Source organism: Streptomyces anandii JCM 4720 (assembly GCF_014650655.1).
Taxonomy (GTDB): Bacteria; Actinomycetota; Actinomycetes; order Streptomycetales; family Streptomycetaceae; genus Streptomyces; species Streptomyces anandii.
The window spans coordinates 58,743-76,627 of sequence record NZ_BMVJ01000002.1; the positions used below are offsets into that span (position 1 = coordinate 58,743).

Genomic DNA, 17,885 nt, shown 5'->3' on the forward strand with positions numbered 1-17,885 from the left:
GTACCAGCTGGACACCAAGGACAACCCCAACCTCAAGCAGTTCAAGGACGCCAAGGGCGACATCGTCAAGCAGCGGCTGCTGCCCGGCGAGACCATGACGCTGCCGAACGGCGCCGGCTCCATCACCTTCGACAAGGACATCAAGGAGTGGGCCGGCTTCCAGATCGTCCAGCAGCCCGGCAACGACTGGGCGCTGGCCGGAGCCCTCGCCGCGATCGCCGGACTGGCCGGCTCGCTGTTCATCCAGCGCCGCCGGGTCTGGGTGCGCGCGGTGCGCGGCGCGGACGGCGTGACGGTCGTCGAGGTGGCCGGCCTCGGCCGCAGCGAGTCCGCGAAACTCCCCGAGGAGATCGGCGACCTCGCCGCCCTCGTCCACCACAAGGCACCCGCACAGACCGACGCCGACCCCGACCGGGAGCCGGACGACGAGACTTACGCATCCGCCGAAGGGGCTGAGAAGAAGTGACTCCCGCCGCCGCAACAGAGCTCGCCACGGCGACCAACGAGCATCTGGCGAACATCAGCAACACGCTGATCTACTCCGCGATGGCCGTTTACACCCTGGCCTTCTTCGCCTACATCGCCGAGTGGCTGTTCGGCAGCCGCAGCAAGGTCGCCCGCACGGCGGCCGCGCTGACCGCCGGGACCGCCACGGCCGGGGCGAAGGGCCCGGCCGTCACCGTCAAGTCCAAGGGGGGCACCGCCGTCCTGGAGCGGCCCGAGGTCGTCGTACGGTCCTCGGCCGGCTCGCGTGACGTGCCCGACGGGCCCGGCGCGCACGGCGGCGACGAGCAGGGCGACCTCTACGGCCGGATCGCGGTGTCCCTCACCGTGCTCGCCTTCCTGGTGGAGCTGTGCGGCGTGATCGCGCGCGCGGCCTCCGTGCAGCGGGCGCCGTGGGGCAACATGTACGAGTTCAACATCACCTTCTCCACGGTCGCGGTCGGCGTCTACCTCCTGCTGCTGGCCCTGAAGAAGAACGTGCGCTGGCTCGGCCTCTTCCTGACCACCACGGTCCTGCTCGACCTCGGCCTCGCGGTCACCGTCCTCTACACCGCGAGCGACCAGCTGGTCCCGGCCCTGCACTCGTACTGGCTCTACATCCACGTCTCCACCGCGATCGTCTGCGGCGCGGTCTTCTACGTGGGCGCGGTCGGCACCCTGCTGTACCTGTTCAAGGACTCCTACGAGAACAAGCTCGCGGGCGGCGGCAAGCCGGGCTCCTTCGCGACCTCCGTCCTGGAGCGGCTGCCCGCCTCGGCGTCCCTGGACAAGTTCGCCTACCGGATCAACGCGGCCGTCTTCCCGCTGTGGACGTTCACGATCATCGCGGGCGCCATCTGGGCCGAGTCGGCGTGGGGCCGCTACTGGGGCTGGGACCCCAAGGAGACCTGGGCCTTCATCACCTGGGTCGCCTACGCCTGTTACCTGCACGCCCGCTCCACGGCCGGCTGGAAGGGCCGCAAGGCCGCCTACATCGCGCTGATCGCGTTCGGCTGCTGGCTGTTCAACTACTACGGCGTGAACATCTTCGTGGGCGGTAAGCACTCCTACGCCGGGGTGTGAGCCCTGCGCGGGGGTGTGAGCCCGGCTCCCACGCCGGGCGCGAGCCCGCGCGCGACACTGGAGGCATGACCGGTTCCATCGAACAGGGCACCAGCCAGACCCACGGCAACACGCACATCCTGGGCTTCCTCGTGCGGCTGCCGAGACCCATGGAGGGTGTCTGGCCGGCGCTCGCCACACCCGAGGGGCTCCAGCGCTGGTTCACCCCGGCCGACGAGCTGGAGCCCCGGCTCGGCGGCGCGGTCACCCTGCGCGACCTCGGCAGCGGACGGATCACCGCCTGGGACGTCGACCGGGTCGCCGAGTACACCCTGGAGGGCGGCGGCCGTATCCGCTTCCACCTGGAGCGCGACGGCGAGAACGGCTCGGTGCTCCGCTTCACCCACGAGTTCCAGGGCGAGGGCGAGACCGAGCCGGGCTGGCGCGCCCGCTTCGAGCGGCTGATCGGACAGCTCTCGGGCGGCTGACCGGCTGAGCCGTCACTCCGTCCTGGGGTCGTCCTTGCGCAGCGACTTCAGGAACTCGGGATTGTCGTCGGGGGCCACCCAGCTCGGGCCCGGGGCACGCCCGGGCGCCTGACGGACCTTGCCCGCCAGCAGCCAGGCGACGGGACCCACCAGTACCTCGCCGAAGAGCAGGATGACGATCACCCACGCCACCTTCGGCATGCCGCGCACCTCGTCCTCGGGGGTGTTCAGGCAGTCGACGAACGCGTAGATCCACAGGGCCAGGACCAGCAGCAGGGGCAGATACCTGAGCATGGGGCCTCTCCGGGCGGTCGGGCGGGGGAGCCTTGGGACGGCCCCGGTGACCGGGCCAGGGTAGCCGGTGACAGATACTGGGACGCATGGCTTACGACGATCTTCGCTCCCTGCTCAGGGCGCTGGAGCGCGAGGGCGACCTCAAGCGCATCAAGGCCGAGGTCGACCCGTATCTGGAGGTCGGTGAGATCGTCGACCGGGTGCAGAAGTCCGGCGGTCCCGCGCTGCTCTTCGAGAACGTCAAGGGCTCGGCGATGCCGCTCGCGATGAACGTCTTCGGCACCGACCGCCGGCTGCTCAAGGCGCTCGGCCTGAAGTCGTACGGCGAGATCTCCGAGAAGATCGGCGGGCTGCTGCGGCCCGAGCTGCCGCACGGGTTCGTCGGCGTGCGCGAGGCGTTCGGCAAGCTCGGCGCGATGGCGCACGTACCGCCGAAGAAGGTGAAGTCCGACAACGCGCCCGTGCACGAGGTGGTGCTGCGCGGTGAGGACGTCGACCTCGACCGGCTGCCCGCGCTGTTCACCTGGCCCAAGGACGGCGGGTCGTTCTTCAACCTCGGGCTCACCCACACCAAGGACCCCGAGACGGGCGTCCGCAACCTGGGGCTGTACCGGCTCCAGCGCCACGACCGGCGCACCATCGGCATGCACTGGCAGATCCACAAGGACAGCCGCAACCACTACCAGGTGGCCGCCCGCAGGGGCGAGCGGCTGCCCGTCGCCATCGCCTTCGGCTGCCCGCCCGCCGTGACGTACGCCTCCACCGCGCCGCTGCCCGGCGACATCGACGAGTACCTGTTCGCCGGGTTCATCGCGGGCAAGCGGATCGAGATGGTCGACTGCAAGACCGTGCCGCTCCAGGTGCCGGCCAACGCCGAGGTGGTCCTGGAGGGGTGGCTGGAGCCCGGCACGACGCTGCCCGAGGGCCCTTTCGGCGACCACACCGGCTTCTACACACCGCAGGAACCCTTCCCGGCGCTGACCATCGACTGCGTGACGATGCGCAGGCGCCCCCTGCTCCAGTCGATCGTCGTGGGCCGGCCCCCGACCGAGGACGGCCCCCTGGGACGCGCCACCGAGCGCTTCTTCCTGCCCCTGCTGAAGATCATCGTGCCGGACATCGTGGACTACCACCTGCCCGAGGCGGGCGGCTTCCACAACTGCGCGATCGTCTCCATCGACAAGAAGTACCCCAAGCACGCCCAGAAGGTGATGCACGCCGTCTGGGGGGCACACATGATGTCGCTGACCAAGCTGATCGTGGTCGTCGACGCCGACTGCGACGTGCACGATCTGCACGAGGTGGCCTGGCGTGCCCTCGGCAACACCGACTACGCCCGTGACCTCACGGTCGTGGACGGCCCCGTCGACCACCTGGACCACGCCTCCTACCAGCAGTTCTGGGGAGGCAAGGCGGGCATCGACGCCACCCGGAAGCTGCCGGAGGAGGGCTACACCCGCGACGGCGGCTGGCCCGAGATGGTGCTGTCCGACCCCGAGACGGCGGCGAAGGTCGACCGCCGGTGGAAGGAGTACGGCCTGTGAGTTCCGCTTCCGCCGCGATCCCGCAGCCGGGGCGCACCAAGGCGTTCCTGCGCCTGGTGATGATCGAGCACTCGGTGTTCGCGCTGCCCTTCGCCTACATCGCCTCGCTCACCGCGATGTACGAGTGGGACCGGAACATCCACTGGGGCCGGCTGCTCCTGGTCACCGTGTGCATGGTGGGGCTGCGCACCTTCGCCATGGCCGTCAACCGGATCATCGACCGTGAGATCGACGCCCGCAATCCGCGCACCGCCCACCGCGAGCTGGTGACCGGCGCCATGTCGCTGCGGCACGCCTGGACCGGCGCGCTGATCGCGCTCGTCGTCTTCCTCGGCGCCGCCGCCCTGCTCAACCCCCTCTGCCTGGCGCTCGCGCCCCTCGCGGTGATCCCGATGGTGGTCTACCCCTACGGCAAGCGGTTCACGAACTTCCCGCAGGCCATCCTCGGTCTCGCCCAGGCGATGGGACCGGTCGGCGGATGGCTGGCCGTCACCGGCGAGTGGTCCTGGAAGGCGGTGATCCTTGGCGTGGCCGTCGGCGTGTGGATCGGCGGCTTCGACCTGATCTACGCCTGCCAGGACGTGGAGACCGACCGCCGGATCGGCGTCCGCTCGGTCCCGGCCCGCTTCGGCGTCCCGGCCGCGATCTGGGGGGCGCGCGGCTGCCACCTGGTCACCACCGCCCTGTTCGTCTGGTACGCGATCGTCACCGGCGCCGGCGCCTTCCTGTGGCTGGGCCTGCTGATCGTCGCGGGCGCCTTCGTCTACGAGCACTCGATCGTGCGGCCGAACGACCTCTCCCGCGTCAACCGCGCGTTCTTCAGCGTCAACGGGTTCATCGGCATCGCCCTGTTCGTGTGTGCCCTGCTGGACCTCCTGGTCCGGGGCCTGAGCGTGTGAGCCGGGGGCCCCGGTGGCCGACCGGTCCTGAGCAGGGACCGGTCCGCCGGTAGGCTCAAGGTGTGAACGCAGGAGAAACGCAGCGCACGCCTTGGATCGTGGGGGTCTCCGGGGCGTCGGGAACGCCCTACGCGGCTGCCGTGCTGCGCGCCCTCCTCGACGCGGGACACAGCGTCGACCTGGTGGTCAGCCGGGCCTCGCGGCTCACCCTGCTGGACGAGACCGGCATCTCCTTCCGGGACGCCCACTGGCAGGACGATCTGCGCGAATGGCTGGCCCGCGGGGCCGACGGCAAGCCCGGCACCTTCGCCTGCGACATCGCGCCGGTGCGGTACTGGAACGCGGGGGACCTCGCCGCGGGGCCGTCCTCGGGGTCGTACCCGGCGAAGGGGATGATCATCGTGCCGGCCTCCACCGCCTGCGTGGCCGGGGTCGCCCTCGGGCTGTCGAAGGACCTTCTGCAGCGGGCGGCGAGCGTCACACTGAAGGAACGGCGCCCCCTGGTCGTGGCCGTACGGGAGACCCCGCTGAACGGCCAGACCCTGCGGCAGCTGGTCGCCCTGGACGACGCGGGCGCGGCGGTGGTGCCGGCCTCGCCGGGCTTCTACGCGGGCGCGACGCACATCCAGGACCTGGTGGACTTCGTCGCGGGGCGGGTGCTCGACGCGGCGGGCGTGGAACACCGCCTGTACCGCCGCTGGCAGGGCGGACTCGGCGGCGGCGCCGGCACACCGGACCGGTAGCAGTACTCGCAGTACCTCGCAGCACTTCGCGGCACCCATCAGTACCTCTCATCACTTCGGAACTCTTCAGCGGAAGGCTTCGATCGCATGGACGCGGTGGACAGGCAGCTCATCCAGGCCCTGAGGGAGAACGGCCGGGCCTCCTACGCGGAGCTGGGGCGCCTCGTCGGCCTGTCGGGACCGAGTGTCACCGACCGCATCAACCGGCTGGAGGCGGCCGGTGTCATCACCGGCTACCGGGCCACGGTGGACGCCGCCTCGCTCGGCCTCGGCGTGATCGCCCTCATCGGCATCTCGCTCTCCGACGCGGCCGACCACGAGGACGTGGCGCAGCGGCTGAAGGACCTGCCCGAGATCGAGGACTGCTGGTTCATCGCGGGCGACGACTCCTTCATGCTCAAGGTCCGCGCCACGGACGTCGACGGACTGGAGCGGATCATCCGCCGGCTGTCCGGCACCAAGGGCGTCTCCCGGACCCGTACCACCATCGTGCTGTCCACCAAGTGGGAGAACCGCGTGGGTGAGCTGCCCGAAGGTGCGTAGGTCACCCGGCGTACGGTGGTCGGAGTCTTTCCGGAAAGAGGTATTCGCATGGACGCCGGGCTCAAGCGCGAGCTGGAGGAGAAGGTACGGGCGGGTGACCGCCTGACCCGCGAGGACGGCATCGCGCTGTACGAGTCGGACGACCTGGCCTGGCTGGGCGGCCTGGCCCACGAGGTGCGCACCCGCAAGAACGGCGACGTGGTGCACTTCAACGTCAACCGCCACCTCAACATGACGAACGTGTGCACCGCGTCCTGCGCCTACTGCTCCTTCCAGCGCAAGCCGGGCGAGAAGGACGCGTACACGATGCGCATCGAGGAGGCGGTGAAGCTCGCCAGGGCGATGGAGTCGGAGAACCTCACCGAGCTGCACATCGTCAACGGCCTGCACCCCAACCTGCCCTGGCGGTACTACCCGCGCTCGCTGCGGGAGCTGAAGGCCGCGCTGCCCCACGTGTCGCTGAAGGCGTTCACCGCCACCGAGATCCACCACTTCGAGACGATCTCCGGGCTGAGCGCGAGCGAGATCCTCGACGAACTGATCGACGCGGGCCTGGAGTCGCTCACCGGCGGCGGCGCGGAGATCTTCGACTGGGAGGTCAGGCAGCACATCGTCGACCACCGCACCCACTGGGAGGACTGGTCGAGGATCCACCGCCTGGCGCACGAGAAGGGCCTCAAGACGCCCTGCACCATGCTCTACGGCCACATCGAGGAGCCCCGCCACCGCGTGGACCACGTGCTGCGGCTGCGTGAACTCCAGGACGAGACCGGCGGTTTCCAGGTCTTCATCCCGCTGCGCTACCAGCACGACTTCGTCGACATGAAGGACGGCAAGGTCCGCAACCGCCTCCAGGCGCGCACGACCATGGCCACCGGCTCGGAGGCCCTGAAGACCTTCGCCGTCTCCCGGCTGCTCTTCGACAACGTCCCGCACGTCAAGGTGTTCTGGGTGATGCACGGAGTGCAGACCGCCCAGCTCGCCCTCCAGCACGGCGCGGACGACATGGACGGCTCGGTCGTCGAGTACAAGATCACGCACGACGCGGACAACTTCGGCACGCCGAACAAGCTGACCCGCGACGACCTGCTCGAGCTGATCCGCGACGCCGGCTTCCGCCCGGTCGAGCGCAACACGCGCTACGAGATCATCCGGGAGTACGACGGCCCGGACACCGGCCGCCGCGAGGCGCCGCAGCCCATGCGCGTGTGAGCACCGCCGGGCGCGGTACCCGGCGGGGCGTGAGTCCGCGTACGTCACCTGCCGCCGCCGCGCCCGAGGACGCGTACACCGCCGAGCCCTTCGTGCCCGGCGGCGGAGGGCTGCCGGCGCTGCGCCGTGCCGCCGCCGGGTGCCGGGGCTGTCCGCTGCACCGGGACGCCACCCGGACGGTGTTCGGCGCCGGGACCGCGGACGCCCGGGTCATGCTGGTCGGCGAGCAGCCGGGCGACCAGGAGGACCGGCAGGGCAAGCCGTTCGTCGGCCCCGCCGGGCGGTTGCTGGACCGGGCGCTCGCCGAGGCGGGCCTCGACCCCGGAGAGGCCTATGTCACCAACGCGGTCAAGCACTTCAAGTTCACCCGGGCCGAGCCGCGTAAGCGCCGCATCCACAAGGCGCCGAGCCTGCGGGAGATGACCGCCTGCGGGCCCTGGCTCGCGGCCGAACTCGCGGTCGTCGAGCCGGAGCTGATCGTGGTGCTCGGCGCCACGGCGGGCAAGGCGCTGCTCGGCTCGTCGTTCCGGGTGGGAGAGGTGCGCGGCACGGTCCTGGAGCGCGAGATCCACGGCCGGCCCGAGCGGCTGGTGCCGACCGTGCACCCGTCGTCGGTGCTGCGCGCGGACGACCGGGAGGGCGCCTACCGTGGGCTGGTCTCGGATCTGGAAGTGGCGGTGAGCGCACTGTCGTAATAGATACGATGACCGTATGCCCCTTACTTTCACGCTGGACCCCGCCGTCGACCGCGCCCTGCGCGACGGCGTCCTCGACCTGTGGACCGACGTGTCCAACGCGGGCGGCTCCGTGGGCTTCGTGCCCCCCGTCACGCGCGAGACGATCCGGCCCGAACTGGTCAGGCACCTCGTGGCCATGGCCGAGGGCCGCGCCCGGCTGCTGGTCGGCCACGACGAGCAGGGGCGCGTCGCCGCCACGGCCTTCCTGACCCTCAACACCCACCGGCTGATGACCCACTGGCTGTGGCTCTACACGGTGATGGTCCACCCGCGCCACCAGGGCAGGGGCTACGGCCGCGACCTGCTGGCCGCCGCCGGGGAGGCGGCGCGCGGCATCGACGGCATCGAGGCGATACGGCTGACCTGCCGGGGCGGGCTCGGCCTGGAGCGGTTCTACGAGTCCTGCGGCTACAAGGAGGTCGGCCGGGTACCGGGCGCCATCAGGGTCGCGCCGGACGACGACCGCGACGACGTGTTCATGCTGCTGCCGCTGACCTGAGGATTTGGCCCCCTTTGACACCCCCCTGCAAGATCCGGCGCCGGACGTGCTTCACTTGACGGTGGGCCTTTGGGATCGTTCTGGACGGAAGAGTGGATTGAGATGCTCCGCTACACGCTGATGCGCCTCGGAATCTTCGTGGGCTGCCTCGTGGTCGTCTGGGGCCTGGTCTACTCCGGCGTGGTCCCGCGCGGCCTCGGCAGCTCCAACGGTCTGTGGATCGCCCTGCTCGCCCTGGTGATTTCGGCCCCGATCAGCTTCGTGGTCCTGCGCAAGGAGCGCGACCGCGCCTCGGAGCAGGTCGCCCGCCGGGTGGACCGGATGAAGGCGAACATCGAGGCCAGCGCGAGCCAGGAGGACCTGGCCGACGACCGGGCACGGGCCCAGGGCTAGGGCCTTTCTTCCGGATCAGGCCGGCTCCGAGCGACCTCGCCTCCCGGCCGACCGCGACCGGCGGCAAGATCCGGAAGAGAGTTCCAGGTGTCCTGATCCGGCCGGGACGGCGGGTGCGGGGCCGCTTCGCGGGCGGCGCGCCGGTGTGCGAACCGTAGGCTATGCCTCCATGGGTGCCGTGAAGACCACGCGGATGCCGCGTGCGGTTCGTGAACAGCAGATGCTCGACGCCGCCGTGCGGATCTTCGGCCGGCGCGGGTACATGGCCGCGTCGATGGACGAGATCGCCGAACTGGCGGGTGTGTCCAAGCCGTTGGTCTACCTGTATCTGAACTCCAAGGAAGACCTCTTCAGCGCCTGCATCCGCCGCGAGGCCATCGCGCTGACCGAGGCCGTGCGTGCCGGAGTACGCCCCGAGCTGCCCGCCGACCGCCAACTCTGGGAAGGGCTGCGGGCGTTCTTCACCCACACCGCGCAGCACCCCGACGGCTGGTCGGTGCTGCACACCCAGGCCCGCACCCACGGCGAGCCGTTCGCGGCCGAGGTGGGCGAGCTGCGCAGGGAGTTCGTCGCCTTCGTCACGCAGCTGATCGCCGTCACCGCGCGGGAGGCCCACCGCGATCCCGACCTGCCCGAGCGCGAGGTGTCCGGGCTCGCCGAGGCCCTCGTGGGCGCCGCCGAGTCCCTCGCCGCCTGGGCGAACGCCACCCCCGGCGTCACGGCCCGGCAGGCGGCGGCCACCCTCATGAACTTCGCCTGGGCGGGCCTGGACAACCTCATGACGGGCAAGCCCTGGACCCCGCCCGCCGCCTGACCGGGCGGCTCAGGTGAGCAGCGGCAGCACCTCGCCCGAGAGGTGGACGCGCCCGTCCTTCGCAGCGCGCAGCTCGAAGCGGCCGATGTCGTCCGCCGCGTAGGTGACCGCGCCCGGCAGCGGCACCGGTGCCCGGAACTCCCCCCGGACCAGTGCGGCCGGCGGAGTGCCGTGGGCGGCGAGGCAGCGGGCCACGGTCCACATGCCGTGCGCGATCGCCCGGGGGAAGCCGAACAGGCGGGCGGTGAGCGCGAAGAGGTGGATGGGGTTGCGGTCCCCGGAGGCGGCCCCGTAGCGCCGCCCCACGTCTCCGGCGAGCCGCCACTCCTCGACGGCGGGCAGCGGCGGACGCTCGTGGCCCGCCCGGACCGGCGCCCTTCCCGGCCTCTCGTCCGCCCCGGCGCCGTCGGTGCGGTGGCGGGCCAGATAGGTGCTGGTCGACGCCCACACCGCCTCCCCGCCGGCCGAGCGCAGCTCGGTGACGACGGTCGCCTCGGTGCCGCGCCGGTGCGCGGCCATCCCCGCGACGTACACCGTCAGTTCGTACGTCCCCGTCGCGGGCAGCACCCGGTGCCGGGTGATGTCGATCGAGGTGTGGACCAGGCCGAGCAGCGGCAGCGGGAAGTCGCCGCCGCTCATCAGGCGCATCGCCAGCGGAAACCCCAGCACGTGCGGATACGTGACGGGCAGCGCGTCCTCGCCGGTCGGGAAGCCGCACACCCGCTCGTAGGCGGCCAGCCGTCCGAGGTCGACCCGGAGGGAGGGCAGCACCAGCCGGGTGCGGGGGAAGGGCGCGTCGGGGCCGGGCCGCTTGAAGGGCGAGCGCAGGGCGCCCCGGGCGAGGAGCGGGGCGAGTGAGGGCGGGCGGGGGAGGACGACGGACGAGGGCGCGGTGCCGCGGTCGGGGGTGGGGTCGGCCGTGGTCACCGGTCACGCCCCCAGCAGGCTCTGGCCGCAGACCCGTACGACCTGGCCGTTGACCGCGCCGGAGGCGGGGTGCGCGAGCCAGGCGGTCGTCTCGGCCACGTCCACGGGCAGTCCGCCCTGCGCGAGGGAGTTCATGCGGCGGCCCGCCTCGCGGATGAACAGGGGGATCGCGGCGGTCATCCTGGTCTCGATGAAGCCGGGCGCGACCGCGTTCACCGTCACCCCGTGCTCCTCCAGGGCGCGCGGCGCCAGCGAACGGACCAGGCCCACGACGCCCGCCTTGCTCGCGCCGTAGTTCGTCTGCCCGGCGTTGCCCGCGAGGCCCGCGATGGAGGCGGTGGCCACGATCCGGCCGCCCGGGCGCAGGGTGCCCGAGGCGAGCAGCGCGTCGGTGGTGCGCAGCACGCTCGCGAGGTTGACCTCCATGACCGGACTCCAGCGCTCGGCGGGCATGTTGACCAGCCGCCGGTCGCGGGTGACTCCCGCGTTGTGGATCAGCACGTCGAGGCCGCCGGGCAGCGCGGCCGCGATCCGCCCGCCCGCGTCGGCGGCGGTGATGTCCAGGGTGAGGGCGGTGCCGCCGAGGCGCTCGGCCAGTGCGCGGGCGCCCTTCTCGGCGGCCGGCACGTCCAGCACGACGACATGGGCGCCGTCCCGGGCGAGGGTCTCGGCGACCGCCTCGCCGATGCCGCGGGCGGCGCCGGTGACCAGGGCGGTGCGCCCGGCGAGCGGGCGGTCCCGGTCCTCGGGGGAGGTGGCCGCGTCCGCGCCGACGTGGATCACCTGGCCGCTGACGTAGGCGGACTTGGGGGAGAGCAGGAAGCGGAGGGTGGACTCGGCCGCGGACGCGTCGGTGAGCCGCACGAGGTTGACGGTCCTGCCCCGGCCGATCTCCTTGCCCAGCGAACGCGTGAAGCCCTCCAACGCCTGCTGGGCCGCGGCCTGGTGGTGGTCGGCGGCATCGAGCGGGGCGCCGAGCACGACCACGCGCCCGCTCGCGGCCACCGAGCGCACGACGGGATGCAGAGCGGCGTGCACATCGCCGAGCGCGTCGACGTCACGCACACCGGTGGCGTCGAGGACCACGGCGGCGGGGGGCTGCCCGGAGGGGGCGTCGGATGCGTCGACAGCGGTCCCGGTCTGCGCGCCGGACGGGTGCGGGCCCGTGCGGGTCAGGACGTCCGCCAGGCCGGCGGCGAGGTCCGGGTCCGGCTTGCCGGCCACGAGACGCAGCAACGTGCCGTCGAGCGATGGCCGTTCGGGTGACCACCGCCGGAGCGCCGCGGGCTGCGGCAGGCCCAGCCGGCGGGTCAGGAAACGGCCCGGCGCGGTGCCGGTGAAGCTGAGGTAGCGGTCGGCCATGGGCCATCTCCCAGGGGTTCCCAATTGCTTACTCTGGAGTAAGGTTACCGGAGGTAAGCCTATGTCACGGGTGAGGAGCAGGTCGAGATGAGTCCCCTTGAGCCCCCTCGGACCCGCCGGGTCGCGGTGATCGGCGGGACGCGCGTCCCCTTCGCCCGCTCCGACGGCCCCTACGCCACCGCGGGCAACCAGGAGATGCTCACCGCGGCCCTGAACGGCCTCGTCGAGCGGTACGGCCTCGACGGGCCGGGCGCCGTGGGCGAGTTCGTCGCCGGCGCGGTCCTCAAGCACAGCCGGGACTTCAACCTGGCCCGCGAGACCGTGCTCGGCTCGAAGCTGGACCCGCGCACCCCGGCGTACGACATCCAGCAGGCCTGCGGCACCGGGCTGCAGGCGGTGATCGCCGCCGCCAACAAGATCACCCTCGGGCAGACCGAGTCCGCGACAGCGGGCGGCGCGGACACCGCGAGCGACGCGCCGCTGGGCGTCAACGACAGGCTGCGCCGCGTCCTGCTCGAGGCCCGCAGGTCCAAGTCGGCGGGGGCGCGCCTGCGGGCGCTGGCGAAGATCCGCCCCTCCCACCTCGTCCCCGACATCCCGCGCAACGCCGAGCCGCGCACCGGGCTTTCCATGGGCGAGCACGCCGCCGTCACCGCCCGCGCGTCCGGCGTCACCCGCCGGGAGCAGGACGAACTGGCGGCCACCAGCCATCAGCGGCTCGCCGCGGCCTACGAACGCGGCTTCTTCGAGGACCTGGTGGTGCCCTTCCGGGACCTGTCCCGCGACCAGAATCTGCGCCCCGGCTCCACGGTGGACAAACTCGCCGCGCTGAAGCCGGTGTTCGGGCTCGACGGCCCCGAACCCACCATGACCGCGGGCAACTCCACGCCCCTGACGGACGGCGCGGCGACCGTGCTGCTGGCGTCCGAGGAGTGGGCCGGGGCCCGCGGCCTGGAACCGCTCGCCTACCTGACCGCGTACGAGACGGCCGCCGTGGACTTCGCGCACGGCGACGTGGCGGGCGGCGAGGACGGTCTGCTGATGGCGCCGGCGTACGCGGTCCCGCGCATGCTGGAGCGCGCGGGGCTGGGCGTCGAGGACTTCGACCTGGTGGAGATCCACGAGGCGTTCGCCTCCCAGGTGCTGGCGACGCTGGCGGCCTGGGAGAAGCGGGGCCTGGCCCCGGTCGACCGCGCCCGCCTCAACGTCGCCGGCTCCTCGCTCGCCACCGGCCACCCCTTCGCCGCGACCGGCGCCCGGATCGTGGCGACCCTGGCGAAGCTGCTCGCCGAGCGTGAGGGCCCCGGCCGCGGGCTGATCTCGGTCTGCGCGGCGGGCGGCCAGGGCGTGACGGCCATCCTCGAACGCCCGTGACGATGACCCCCGACCGGCCCTGACGGACGTACCGGAACGGCCCCGCGGCGCCCCACCGCCGTGAATCCGAAGACTGCACATCCCCGGCCCCGGACCATCCCCGCTCCCGCCCCGAACCCGCACGAACTCCCCACGAGGGAGCCGTACGATCCCGGTTCCGACCGGCGGTAACACCCCAGCCGCCCCCCAGCCGCACATCCCCGGTGAACGCCCCGGCGCGCCCGGCGCGTACCAGATGCTGCAGTGCGGTACGTAGCTGCAGGCCCCAGGAGCTGCCATGCCCATCTCGTACTCGTCCTCCTCACCGTCGCCCTCGTCCCCCCACCGGCAGCCGTCGCCGGAGTTCGCGTACGACCCGGACATCGGCCCGGTGCCCGTGGAACCGCTGACGCGGCGGCTGGACGGGGAAGTGCGGGAGGCCTACGTGCCGCCGCTGGTCGCGAGCGTGACGCACGGCTCGCTCGCGGACCTCCCGTTCGAGAACGCGGACGCCGACCCGGACCGCCGTGTGCTCAGCCGCCGGGACGCGGACGGCGAGTGGACGGACGTGACGGCGGCCCGGTTCGCCGACCAGGTGCTGGCCGTGGCCAAGGGCCTGATCGCGGAGGGCCTGGTCCCGGGCGACCGGATCGCGGTCATGGCCCGCACGCGGTACGAGTGGACGCTGCTGGACTTCGCCGCCTGGGCCGCCGGCCTGGTCACCGTGCCCGTCTACCCGACGTCGTCCCTCTTCCAGACCCGCTGGATCCTCCAGGACTCCGGCGCGGTGGCCCTGGTCACGGAGACGGCCGGGCAGGCGGCGGCCCTCGGCCCGGAGCGCGAGCGCCTGCTGGGCCTGCGCCACATGTGGGTCATGGACAAGGGCCACGTGGAGCGGCTGGCCGAACTCGGCGCGGCGACGGTCCCGGACCAGGAGGTCGACGTGCGCCGGGGCATGCTCGGCCCCGACACGCTGGCCACGCTGATCTACACCTCCGGCACCACCGGCCGTCCCAAGGGCTGCGCGCTCACCCACGGCAACTTCCTGGCCGAGGTCGACAACGCGATCGAGCTGCTTCACCCCATCTTCAAGGCGAGGACCTCCGACGAGCCCGCGACCCTGCTCTTCCTGCCGCTGTCGCACGTCTTCGGCCGCATGGTGGCGGTCGCCTGCGTCCGCGCGGGCGTGCGGCTCGGGCACGCGCCGAGCCTGAAGGCCGAAGACCTGCTGGCAGACCTGGCGAGCTTCCGGCCGACCTTCCTGCTGGCCATCCCGTACATGCTGGAGAAGATCTACAACAACGCGCGGGCGGCGGCCGAGCGCGGCGGCCGGGCCTCGTCCTTCGACCGCGCCGCGAACGTGGCCCGCCGCTACGGTGAGGCGGTGGAGGCCCGCCAGCACGGCACCGGCCCCGGCCCCGGCCGCGCCCTGAAAACCGCCCGCGCCTTCTACGACCCCCTGGTCTACCGCCGCATCCGCGGCGCGCTCGGCGGCCGGCTGCGCTACGTCATCTGCGGCGGCTCACCGCTGGGCCGCCGCCTGGCCGCTTTCTTCGCCGGCGCCGGCGTCGAGATCTACGAGGGCTACGGCCTGACCGAGACGACCGGCGCGGCCACCGTGACCCCGCCGCGGAAACCCCGGCTGGGCACGGTGGGCCGCCCGCTGCCGGGCACCAGGGTGCGCATCGCGACGGACGGCGAGGTGCTGCTGTCCGGCGGGCAGGTCTTCCGCGGTTACTGGGACCCGAACGCGGGCGGGGTGGTCTCGGCGACGTACGAGGGCTGGTTCCCGACCGGGGACATCGGCCGCCTGGACGACGAGGGCTATCTGACGATCACGGGGCGGAAGAAGGAAATTTTGATCACCTCGGGCGGCAAGAACGTGGCCCCCGCCCCGCTGGAGAACTGGCTCCGCTCGCACCCCCTGATCTCCCAGTGCCTGGTCCTGGGCGACGGCCGCCCCTACGTCTCCGCCCTGATCACCCTGGACCCCGACGGCATCACCCACTGGCGCCAGATGAACGGCAAGCACCCGGTGCCGCCCGAGCTCCTCGTGGACGACCCGGATCTGGGCGCGGTCCTGCAGCGGGCGGTGGACGAGGCGAACAAGCTGGTGTCCCGCCCGGAGTCCATCCGCCGGTTCGCCGTGCTGCCCGTCGACTTCACCGAGGAGGCGGGTCATCTGACGCCCTCGATGAAGCTGCGCCGGGAGGCGATCATGCGCGACTTCGCGCGGGCCGTGGAGGGGCTGTACGCGGGCTGAGGCCGCGGAGCCGATAGACCTCGCCGAATTCCCGCCGTCCGTCCGGGAGGGCGGCAGGAATTCGACGGCGGGCCCCGGCGGCCGCCACCCGCAATTCACGGGGAATTCACGAACGGCCCCGGGCGAACGGCCCCGGCCCATGGGCGGGCGGGGCCCCCGCGCCGCGTGCGGCAAAGGCAGGAGCCCCGTCGCCGGACGGCGCGGGGCTCCTTGGGTACTGCTGTCGGATCGGTTACTGCGCGCGGAACGCTCAGACCGGGGTGACGTTCTCCGCCTGCGGGCCCTTCGGACCCTGCGTGACGTCGAAGCTCACCTGCTGGTTCTCTTCGAGGGAGCGGAAACCGGTCGCGTTGATCGCGGAGTAGTGGACGAAGACGTCGGGGCCGCCGCCTTCCTGGGCGATGAAGCCAAAGCCCTTTTCGGCGTTGAACCACTTCACGGTTCCGGTAGCCATAAGCCCTCCTTGGGCCCAAAGGGTCGCCCTGCTCCAGAACCTGCAAGTGTGAAAACGAAATCGCCGCACAACTGCATACGTCTGAAAACGACCAGAGCCCGCGGTCACATGCTCCGCAGGCTCTGTACTGCAAGGGAAACCAAACTGCAACTTGCTCGTGAGCCTAGCATGCGGCCGACGAAAAGCAATAGAGGTCAAGATCACGTCACCCGGATGTTTGAAGGTTCTGGTGAGAGGTTGACGTAGAGAGATCGGCGGAAGTCCGGCCCCGATCGGCCAGGAGAGGGAACGCGGGCCGCGGGGAGCCGCCCCCGAGAGAGGGGACAGGGGGTGGCGGCGGGGTCACCGGGGGCAGGGTCTAGTCTCGCGATGTGGACAATTCTCGCATCCGGCCGCGCGTCGGCCACATCCAGTTCCTCAACTGCCTGCCCCTGTACTGGGGGCTCGCGAGAACGGGCACGCTGCTCGACTTCGAGCTCACCAAGGACACGCCGGAGAAGCTCAGCGAGCAGCTCGTGCGCGGGGACCTCGACATCGGTCCGGTCACCCTCGTCGAGTTCCTCAAGCACGCGGACGAACTGATCGCCTTCCCCGACATCGCCGTCGGCTGCGACGGCCCGGTGATGTCGTGCGTGATCGTCTCCCAGGTGCCCCTGGACCGGCTCGACGGCGCCCGGGTCGCCCTCGGCTCGACCTCCCGCACCTCCGTCCGCCTCGCCCAGTTGCTGCTCGCCGAGCGGTACGGGGTGGCTCCGGACTACTACACCTGCCCGCCCGACCTCAGCCTGATGATGCAGGAGGCGGACGCGGCGGTGCTCATCGGCGACGCCGCCCTGCGCGCCAACCTGCACGACGGCCCCCGCTACGGTCTCGACGTCCACGACCTGGGCGCCCTGTGGAAGGAGTGGACGGGCCTGCCGTTCGTCTTCGCGGTCTGGGCGGCCCGCCGCGACTACGTCGAGCGCGAGCCGGAGATCACCGGGAAGGTGCACGAGGCCTTCCTGTCCTCCCGCAACCTCTCCCTGGAGGAGGTCGGCAAGGTCGCCGAGCAGGCGGCCCGCTGGGAGGCCTTCGACGAGCAGGTCCTGGAGCGGTACTTCACCACCCTCGACTTCAGCTTCGGCGCCCCGCAGCTGGCGGCGGTCGCGGAGTTCGCCCGGCGGGTCGGCCCGACGACCGGCTTCCCGGCGGACGTGAAGGTGGACCTCCTCCAGCCGCTGTAGACGGAGCGGCCGACGGCCGGCCGGCGCCCTTTCGGCACTACCCTGCTGGGAAGTCGTGGGGAGCCGCGCGGAGTCGTACGGGGGAGGAGTGGACGCCATGCAGCCGCTCGAAGTCGACGAGCCCACCGCCGTGGGGCCCTACCGGCTGCTGGGCCGGCTGGGCTCCGGCGGCATGGGCCGCGTGTACCTGGGCCGCAGCGCGGGCGGCCGCACGGTCGCGGTGAAGATCGTCCACCCGCACTTCGCGCTCGACGAGGAGTTCCGCGCCCGCTTCCGGCGCGAGGTCGAGGCCGCGCGCCGGGTGGGCGGCGCCTGGACCGCGCCCGTGCTGGACGCCGACCCCGGCGCGCCCGTGCCCTGGGTCGCCACGGCCTACGCGGCCGGCCCCTCCCTCGCCGCGGCCGTCACCGACGCGGGCCCGCTGCCCGAGCACTCGGTACGGGCGCTCGGCTCCGGTCTCGCCGAGGCGCTGGGCGCGGTGCACGAACTCGGCCTGGTGCACCGGGACGTGAAGCCGTCCAACGTGCTGCTGACCCTCGACGGCCCGCTCCTGATCGACTTCGGCATCGCCCGCGCCACCGACGGCACCGCG

The 17,885-nt window shown here is 72.1% G+C and carries 20 protein-coding genes; 16 read left to right on the forward strand and 4 right to left on the reverse strand.

From position 1 onward, the window contains the following. The 3 genes from IE249_RS36015 to IE249_RS03370 form a co-directional block, all read left to right on the forward strand. Positions 1 to 466, forward strand: a 466-nt coding sequence (locus tag IE249_RS36015) for a cytochrome c biogenesis ResB family protein (protein ID WP_229857411.1), incomplete at its 5' end; no start/stop codon positions are given. After that, positions 463 to 1,566, forward strand: coding sequence for a c-type cytochrome biogenesis protein CcsB (gene ccsB, locus IE249_RS03365; RefSeq protein ID WP_189703274.1), 1,104 nt, complete (start codon positions 463 to 465; stop codon positions 1,564 to 1,566). The genes IE249_RS36015 and ccsB, both read left to right, overlap by 4 nt. Before the next feature lie 65 nt (positions 1,567 to 1,631). Continuing rightward, positions 1,632 to 2,033 carry an SRPBCC domain-containing protein gene (locus tag IE249_RS03370; RefSeq protein ID WP_189703275.1) on the forward strand — a complete coding sequence of 134 codons (402 nt, stop codon included), beginning with the start codon at positions 1,632 to 1,634 and terminating at the stop codon, positions 2,031 to 2,033. 12 nt (positions 2,034 to 2,045) lie between these two features. Here the strand turns inward: IE249_RS03370 and IE249_RS03375 are convergent, their stop codons facing one another. Beyond that, the gene (locus IE249_RS03375) at positions 2,046 to 2,327 is read right to left on the reverse strand and encodes a PLD nuclease N-terminal domain-containing protein (protein WP_189703276.1); all 282 of its coding nucleotides are present in this window, start codon (positions 2,325 to 2,327) and stop codon (positions 2,046 to 2,048) included. Positions 2,328 to 2,413: 86 nt separating this feature from the next. Here IE249_RS03375 and IE249_RS03380 point away from each other — a divergent pair, with 86 nt between their 5' ends. From IE249_RS03380 to IE249_RS03420, 9 genes are all read left to right on the forward strand, one after another. Next, positions 2,414 to 3,871, forward strand: coding sequence for a menaquinone biosynthesis decarboxylase (locus IE249_RS03380; protein WP_189703277.1), 1,458 nt, complete (start codon positions 2,414 to 2,416; stop codon positions 3,869 to 3,871). Continuing rightward, positions 3,868 to 4,770 (forward strand): menaquinone biosynthesis prenyltransferase MqnP, encoded by a 903-nt coding sequence (gene mqnP / locus IE249_RS03385; RefSeq protein WP_189703278.1) that lies wholly within the window; start codon positions 3,868 to 3,870, stop codon positions 4,768 to 4,770. The genes IE249_RS03380 and mqnP overlap by 4 nt, the downstream gene beginning before the upstream one ends. A 62-nt stretch (positions 4,771 to 4,832) precedes the next feature. Further along, positions 4,833 to 5,513: a UbiX family flavin prenyltransferase gene (locus tag IE249_RS03390; RefSeq protein WP_189703279.1), complete on the forward strand. Its 681-nt coding sequence runs from the start codon at positions 4,833 to 4,835 to the stop codon at positions 5,511 to 5,513. An 87-nt stretch (positions 5,514 to 5,600) separates the two neighbouring features. After that, positions 5,601 to 6,056 (forward strand): Lrp/AsnC family transcriptional regulator, encoded by a 456-nt coding sequence (locus tag IE249_RS03395; protein WP_189703281.1) that lies wholly within the window; start codon positions 5,601 to 5,603, stop codon positions 6,054 to 6,056. A gap of 48 nt (positions 6,057 to 6,104) precedes the next feature. Beyond that, complete coding sequence (mqnE, locus tag IE249_RS03400; RefSeq protein ID WP_189703282.1) at positions 6,105 to 7,268, forward strand: aminofutalosine synthase MqnE; 1,164 nt, start codon at positions 6,105 to 6,107, stop codon at positions 7,266 to 7,268. A 29-nt stretch (positions 7,269 to 7,297) separates the two neighbouring features. Then, on the forward strand, positions 7,298 to 7,963 hold the full coding sequence (locus IE249_RS03405; protein ID WP_189703283.1) for a UdgX family uracil-DNA binding protein: 666 nt from the start codon (positions 7,298 to 7,300) through the stop codon (positions 7,961 to 7,963). Between the two features lie 16 nt (positions 7,964 to 7,979). After that, entirely contained in the window at positions 7,980 to 8,504 is a 525-nt protein-coding gene (locus IE249_RS03410; protein WP_189703284.1) for a GNAT family N-acetyltransferase, read from the forward strand. Between the two features lie 102 nt (positions 8,505 to 8,606). After that, on the forward strand, positions 8,607 to 8,897 hold the full coding sequence (locus tag IE249_RS03415; RefSeq protein ID WP_189703285.1) for a DUF4229 domain-containing protein: 291 nt from the start codon (positions 8,607 to 8,609) through the stop codon (positions 8,895 to 8,897). 169 nt (positions 8,898 to 9,066) lie between these two features. Continuing rightward, positions 9,067 to 9,711: a TetR/AcrR family transcriptional regulator gene (locus tag IE249_RS03420; protein ID WP_189703286.1), complete on the forward strand. Its 645-nt coding sequence runs from the start codon at positions 9,067 to 9,069 to the stop codon at positions 9,709 to 9,711. A gap of 9 nt (positions 9,712 to 9,720) precedes the next feature. Here the strand turns inward: IE249_RS03420 and IE249_RS03425 are convergent, their stop codons facing one another. Together IE249_RS03425 and IE249_RS03430 are read right to left on the reverse strand one after the other, a co-directional pair. Beyond that, positions 9,721 to 10,638: a MaoC/PaaZ C-terminal domain-containing protein gene (locus IE249_RS03425; protein ID WP_189703287.1), complete on the reverse strand. Its 918-nt coding sequence runs from the start codon at positions 10,636 to 10,638 to the stop codon at positions 9,721 to 9,723. Between the two features lie 3 nt (positions 10,639 to 10,641). After that, the gene (locus IE249_RS03430; RefSeq protein ID WP_189703288.1) at positions 10,642 to 12,000 is read right to left on the reverse strand and encodes a 3-oxoacyl-ACP reductase; all 1,359 of its coding nucleotides are present in this window, start codon (positions 11,998 to 12,000) and stop codon (positions 10,642 to 10,644) included. Positions 12,001 to 12,087: 87 nt separating this feature from the next. Between IE249_RS03430 and IE249_RS03435 the strand changes: the two genes are divergently transcribed. Continuing rightward, positions 12,088 to 13,374, forward strand: a complete 1,287-nt coding sequence (locus tag IE249_RS03435) for an acetyl-CoA C-acetyltransferase (RefSeq protein WP_189703289.1) — start codon at positions 12,088 to 12,090, stop codon at positions 13,372 to 13,374. Positions 13,375 to 13,651: 277 nt separating this feature from the next. Continuing rightward, the gene (locus IE249_RS03440; protein ID WP_189703290.1) at positions 13,652 to 15,616 is read left to right on the forward strand and encodes an AMP-dependent synthetase/ligase; all 1,965 of its coding nucleotides are present in this window, start codon (positions 13,652 to 13,654) and stop codon (positions 15,614 to 15,616) included. A 250-nt stretch (positions 15,617 to 15,866) separates the two neighbouring features. Here IE249_RS03440 and IE249_RS03445 read toward each other — a convergent pair whose 3' ends face one another. Further along, positions 15,867 to 16,070, reverse strand: coding sequence for a cold-shock protein (locus IE249_RS03445; RefSeq protein WP_004984723.1), 204 nt, complete (start codon positions 16,068 to 16,070; stop codon positions 15,867 to 15,869). Between the two features lie 371 nt (positions 16,071 to 16,441). Between IE249_RS03445 and IE249_RS03450 the strand changes: the two genes are divergently transcribed. Then, positions 16,442 to 17,293, forward strand: a complete 852-nt coding sequence (locus tag IE249_RS03450; protein WP_189703291.1) for a menaquinone biosynthetic enzyme MqnA/MqnD family protein — start codon at positions 16,442 to 16,444, stop codon at positions 17,291 to 17,293. A 97-nt stretch (positions 17,294 to 17,390) separates the two neighbouring features. After that, a partial coding sequence (locus IE249_RS36020) for a serine/threonine-protein kinase (RefSeq protein ID WP_229857413.1) occupies positions 17,391 to 17,885 on the forward strand: 495 nt, incomplete at its 3' end.

What these genes read in the sequence shown, in the direction of transcription:
- IE249_RS03415 (WP_189703285.1), top strand. Translation starts at nt 8,607, where the DNA reads ATGCTCCGCTACACGCTGATGCGCCTCGGAATCTTCGTGGGCTGCCTC.
- IE249_RS03445 (WP_004984723.1), bottom strand. Translation starts at nt 16,070, where the DNA reads ATGGCTACCGGAACCGTGAAGTGGTTCAACGCCGAAAAGGGCTTTGGC.
- IE249_RS03395 (WP_189703281.1), top strand. Translation starts at nt 5,601, where the DNA reads ATGGACGCGGTGGACAGGCAGCTCATCCAGGCCCTGAGGGAGAACGGC.
- IE249_RS03440 (WP_189703290.1), top strand. Translation starts at nt 13,652, where the DNA reads ATGCCCATCTCGTACTCGTCCTCCTCACCGTCGCCCTCGTCCCCCCAC.
- IE249_RS03435 (WP_189703289.1), top strand. Translation starts at nt 12,088, where the DNA reads ATGAGTCCCCTTGAGCCCCCTCGGACCCGCCGGGTCGCGGTGATCGGC.
- IE249_RS03380 (WP_189703277.1), top strand. Translation starts at nt 2,414, where the DNA reads ATGGCTTACGACGATCTTCGCTCCCTGCTCAGGGCGCTGGAGCGCGAG.
- IE249_RS03370 (WP_189703275.1), top strand. Translation starts at nt 1,632, where the DNA reads ATGACCGGTTCCATCGAACAGGGCACCAGCCAGACCCACGGCAACACG.
- IE249_RS03420 (WP_189703286.1), top strand. Translation starts at nt 9,067, where the DNA reads ATGGGTGCCGTGAAGACCACGCGGATGCCGCGTGCGGTTCGTGAACAG.
- IE249_RS03430 (WP_189703288.1), bottom strand. Translation starts at nt 12,000, where the DNA reads ATGGCCGACCGCTACCTCAGCTTCACCGGCACCGCGCCGGGCCGTTTC.
- IE249_RS03410 (WP_189703284.1), top strand. Translation starts at nt 7,980, where the DNA reads ATGCCCCTTACTTTCACGCTGGACCCCGCCGTCGACCGCGCCCTGCGC.
- mqnE (WP_189703282.1), top strand. Translation starts at nt 6,105, where the DNA reads ATGGACGCCGGGCTCAAGCGCGAGCTGGAGGAGAAGGTACGGGCGGGT.
- IE249_RS03375 (WP_189703276.1), bottom strand. Translation starts at nt 2,327, where the DNA reads ATGCTCAGGTATCTGCCCCTGCTGCTGGTCCTGGCCCTGTGGATCTAC.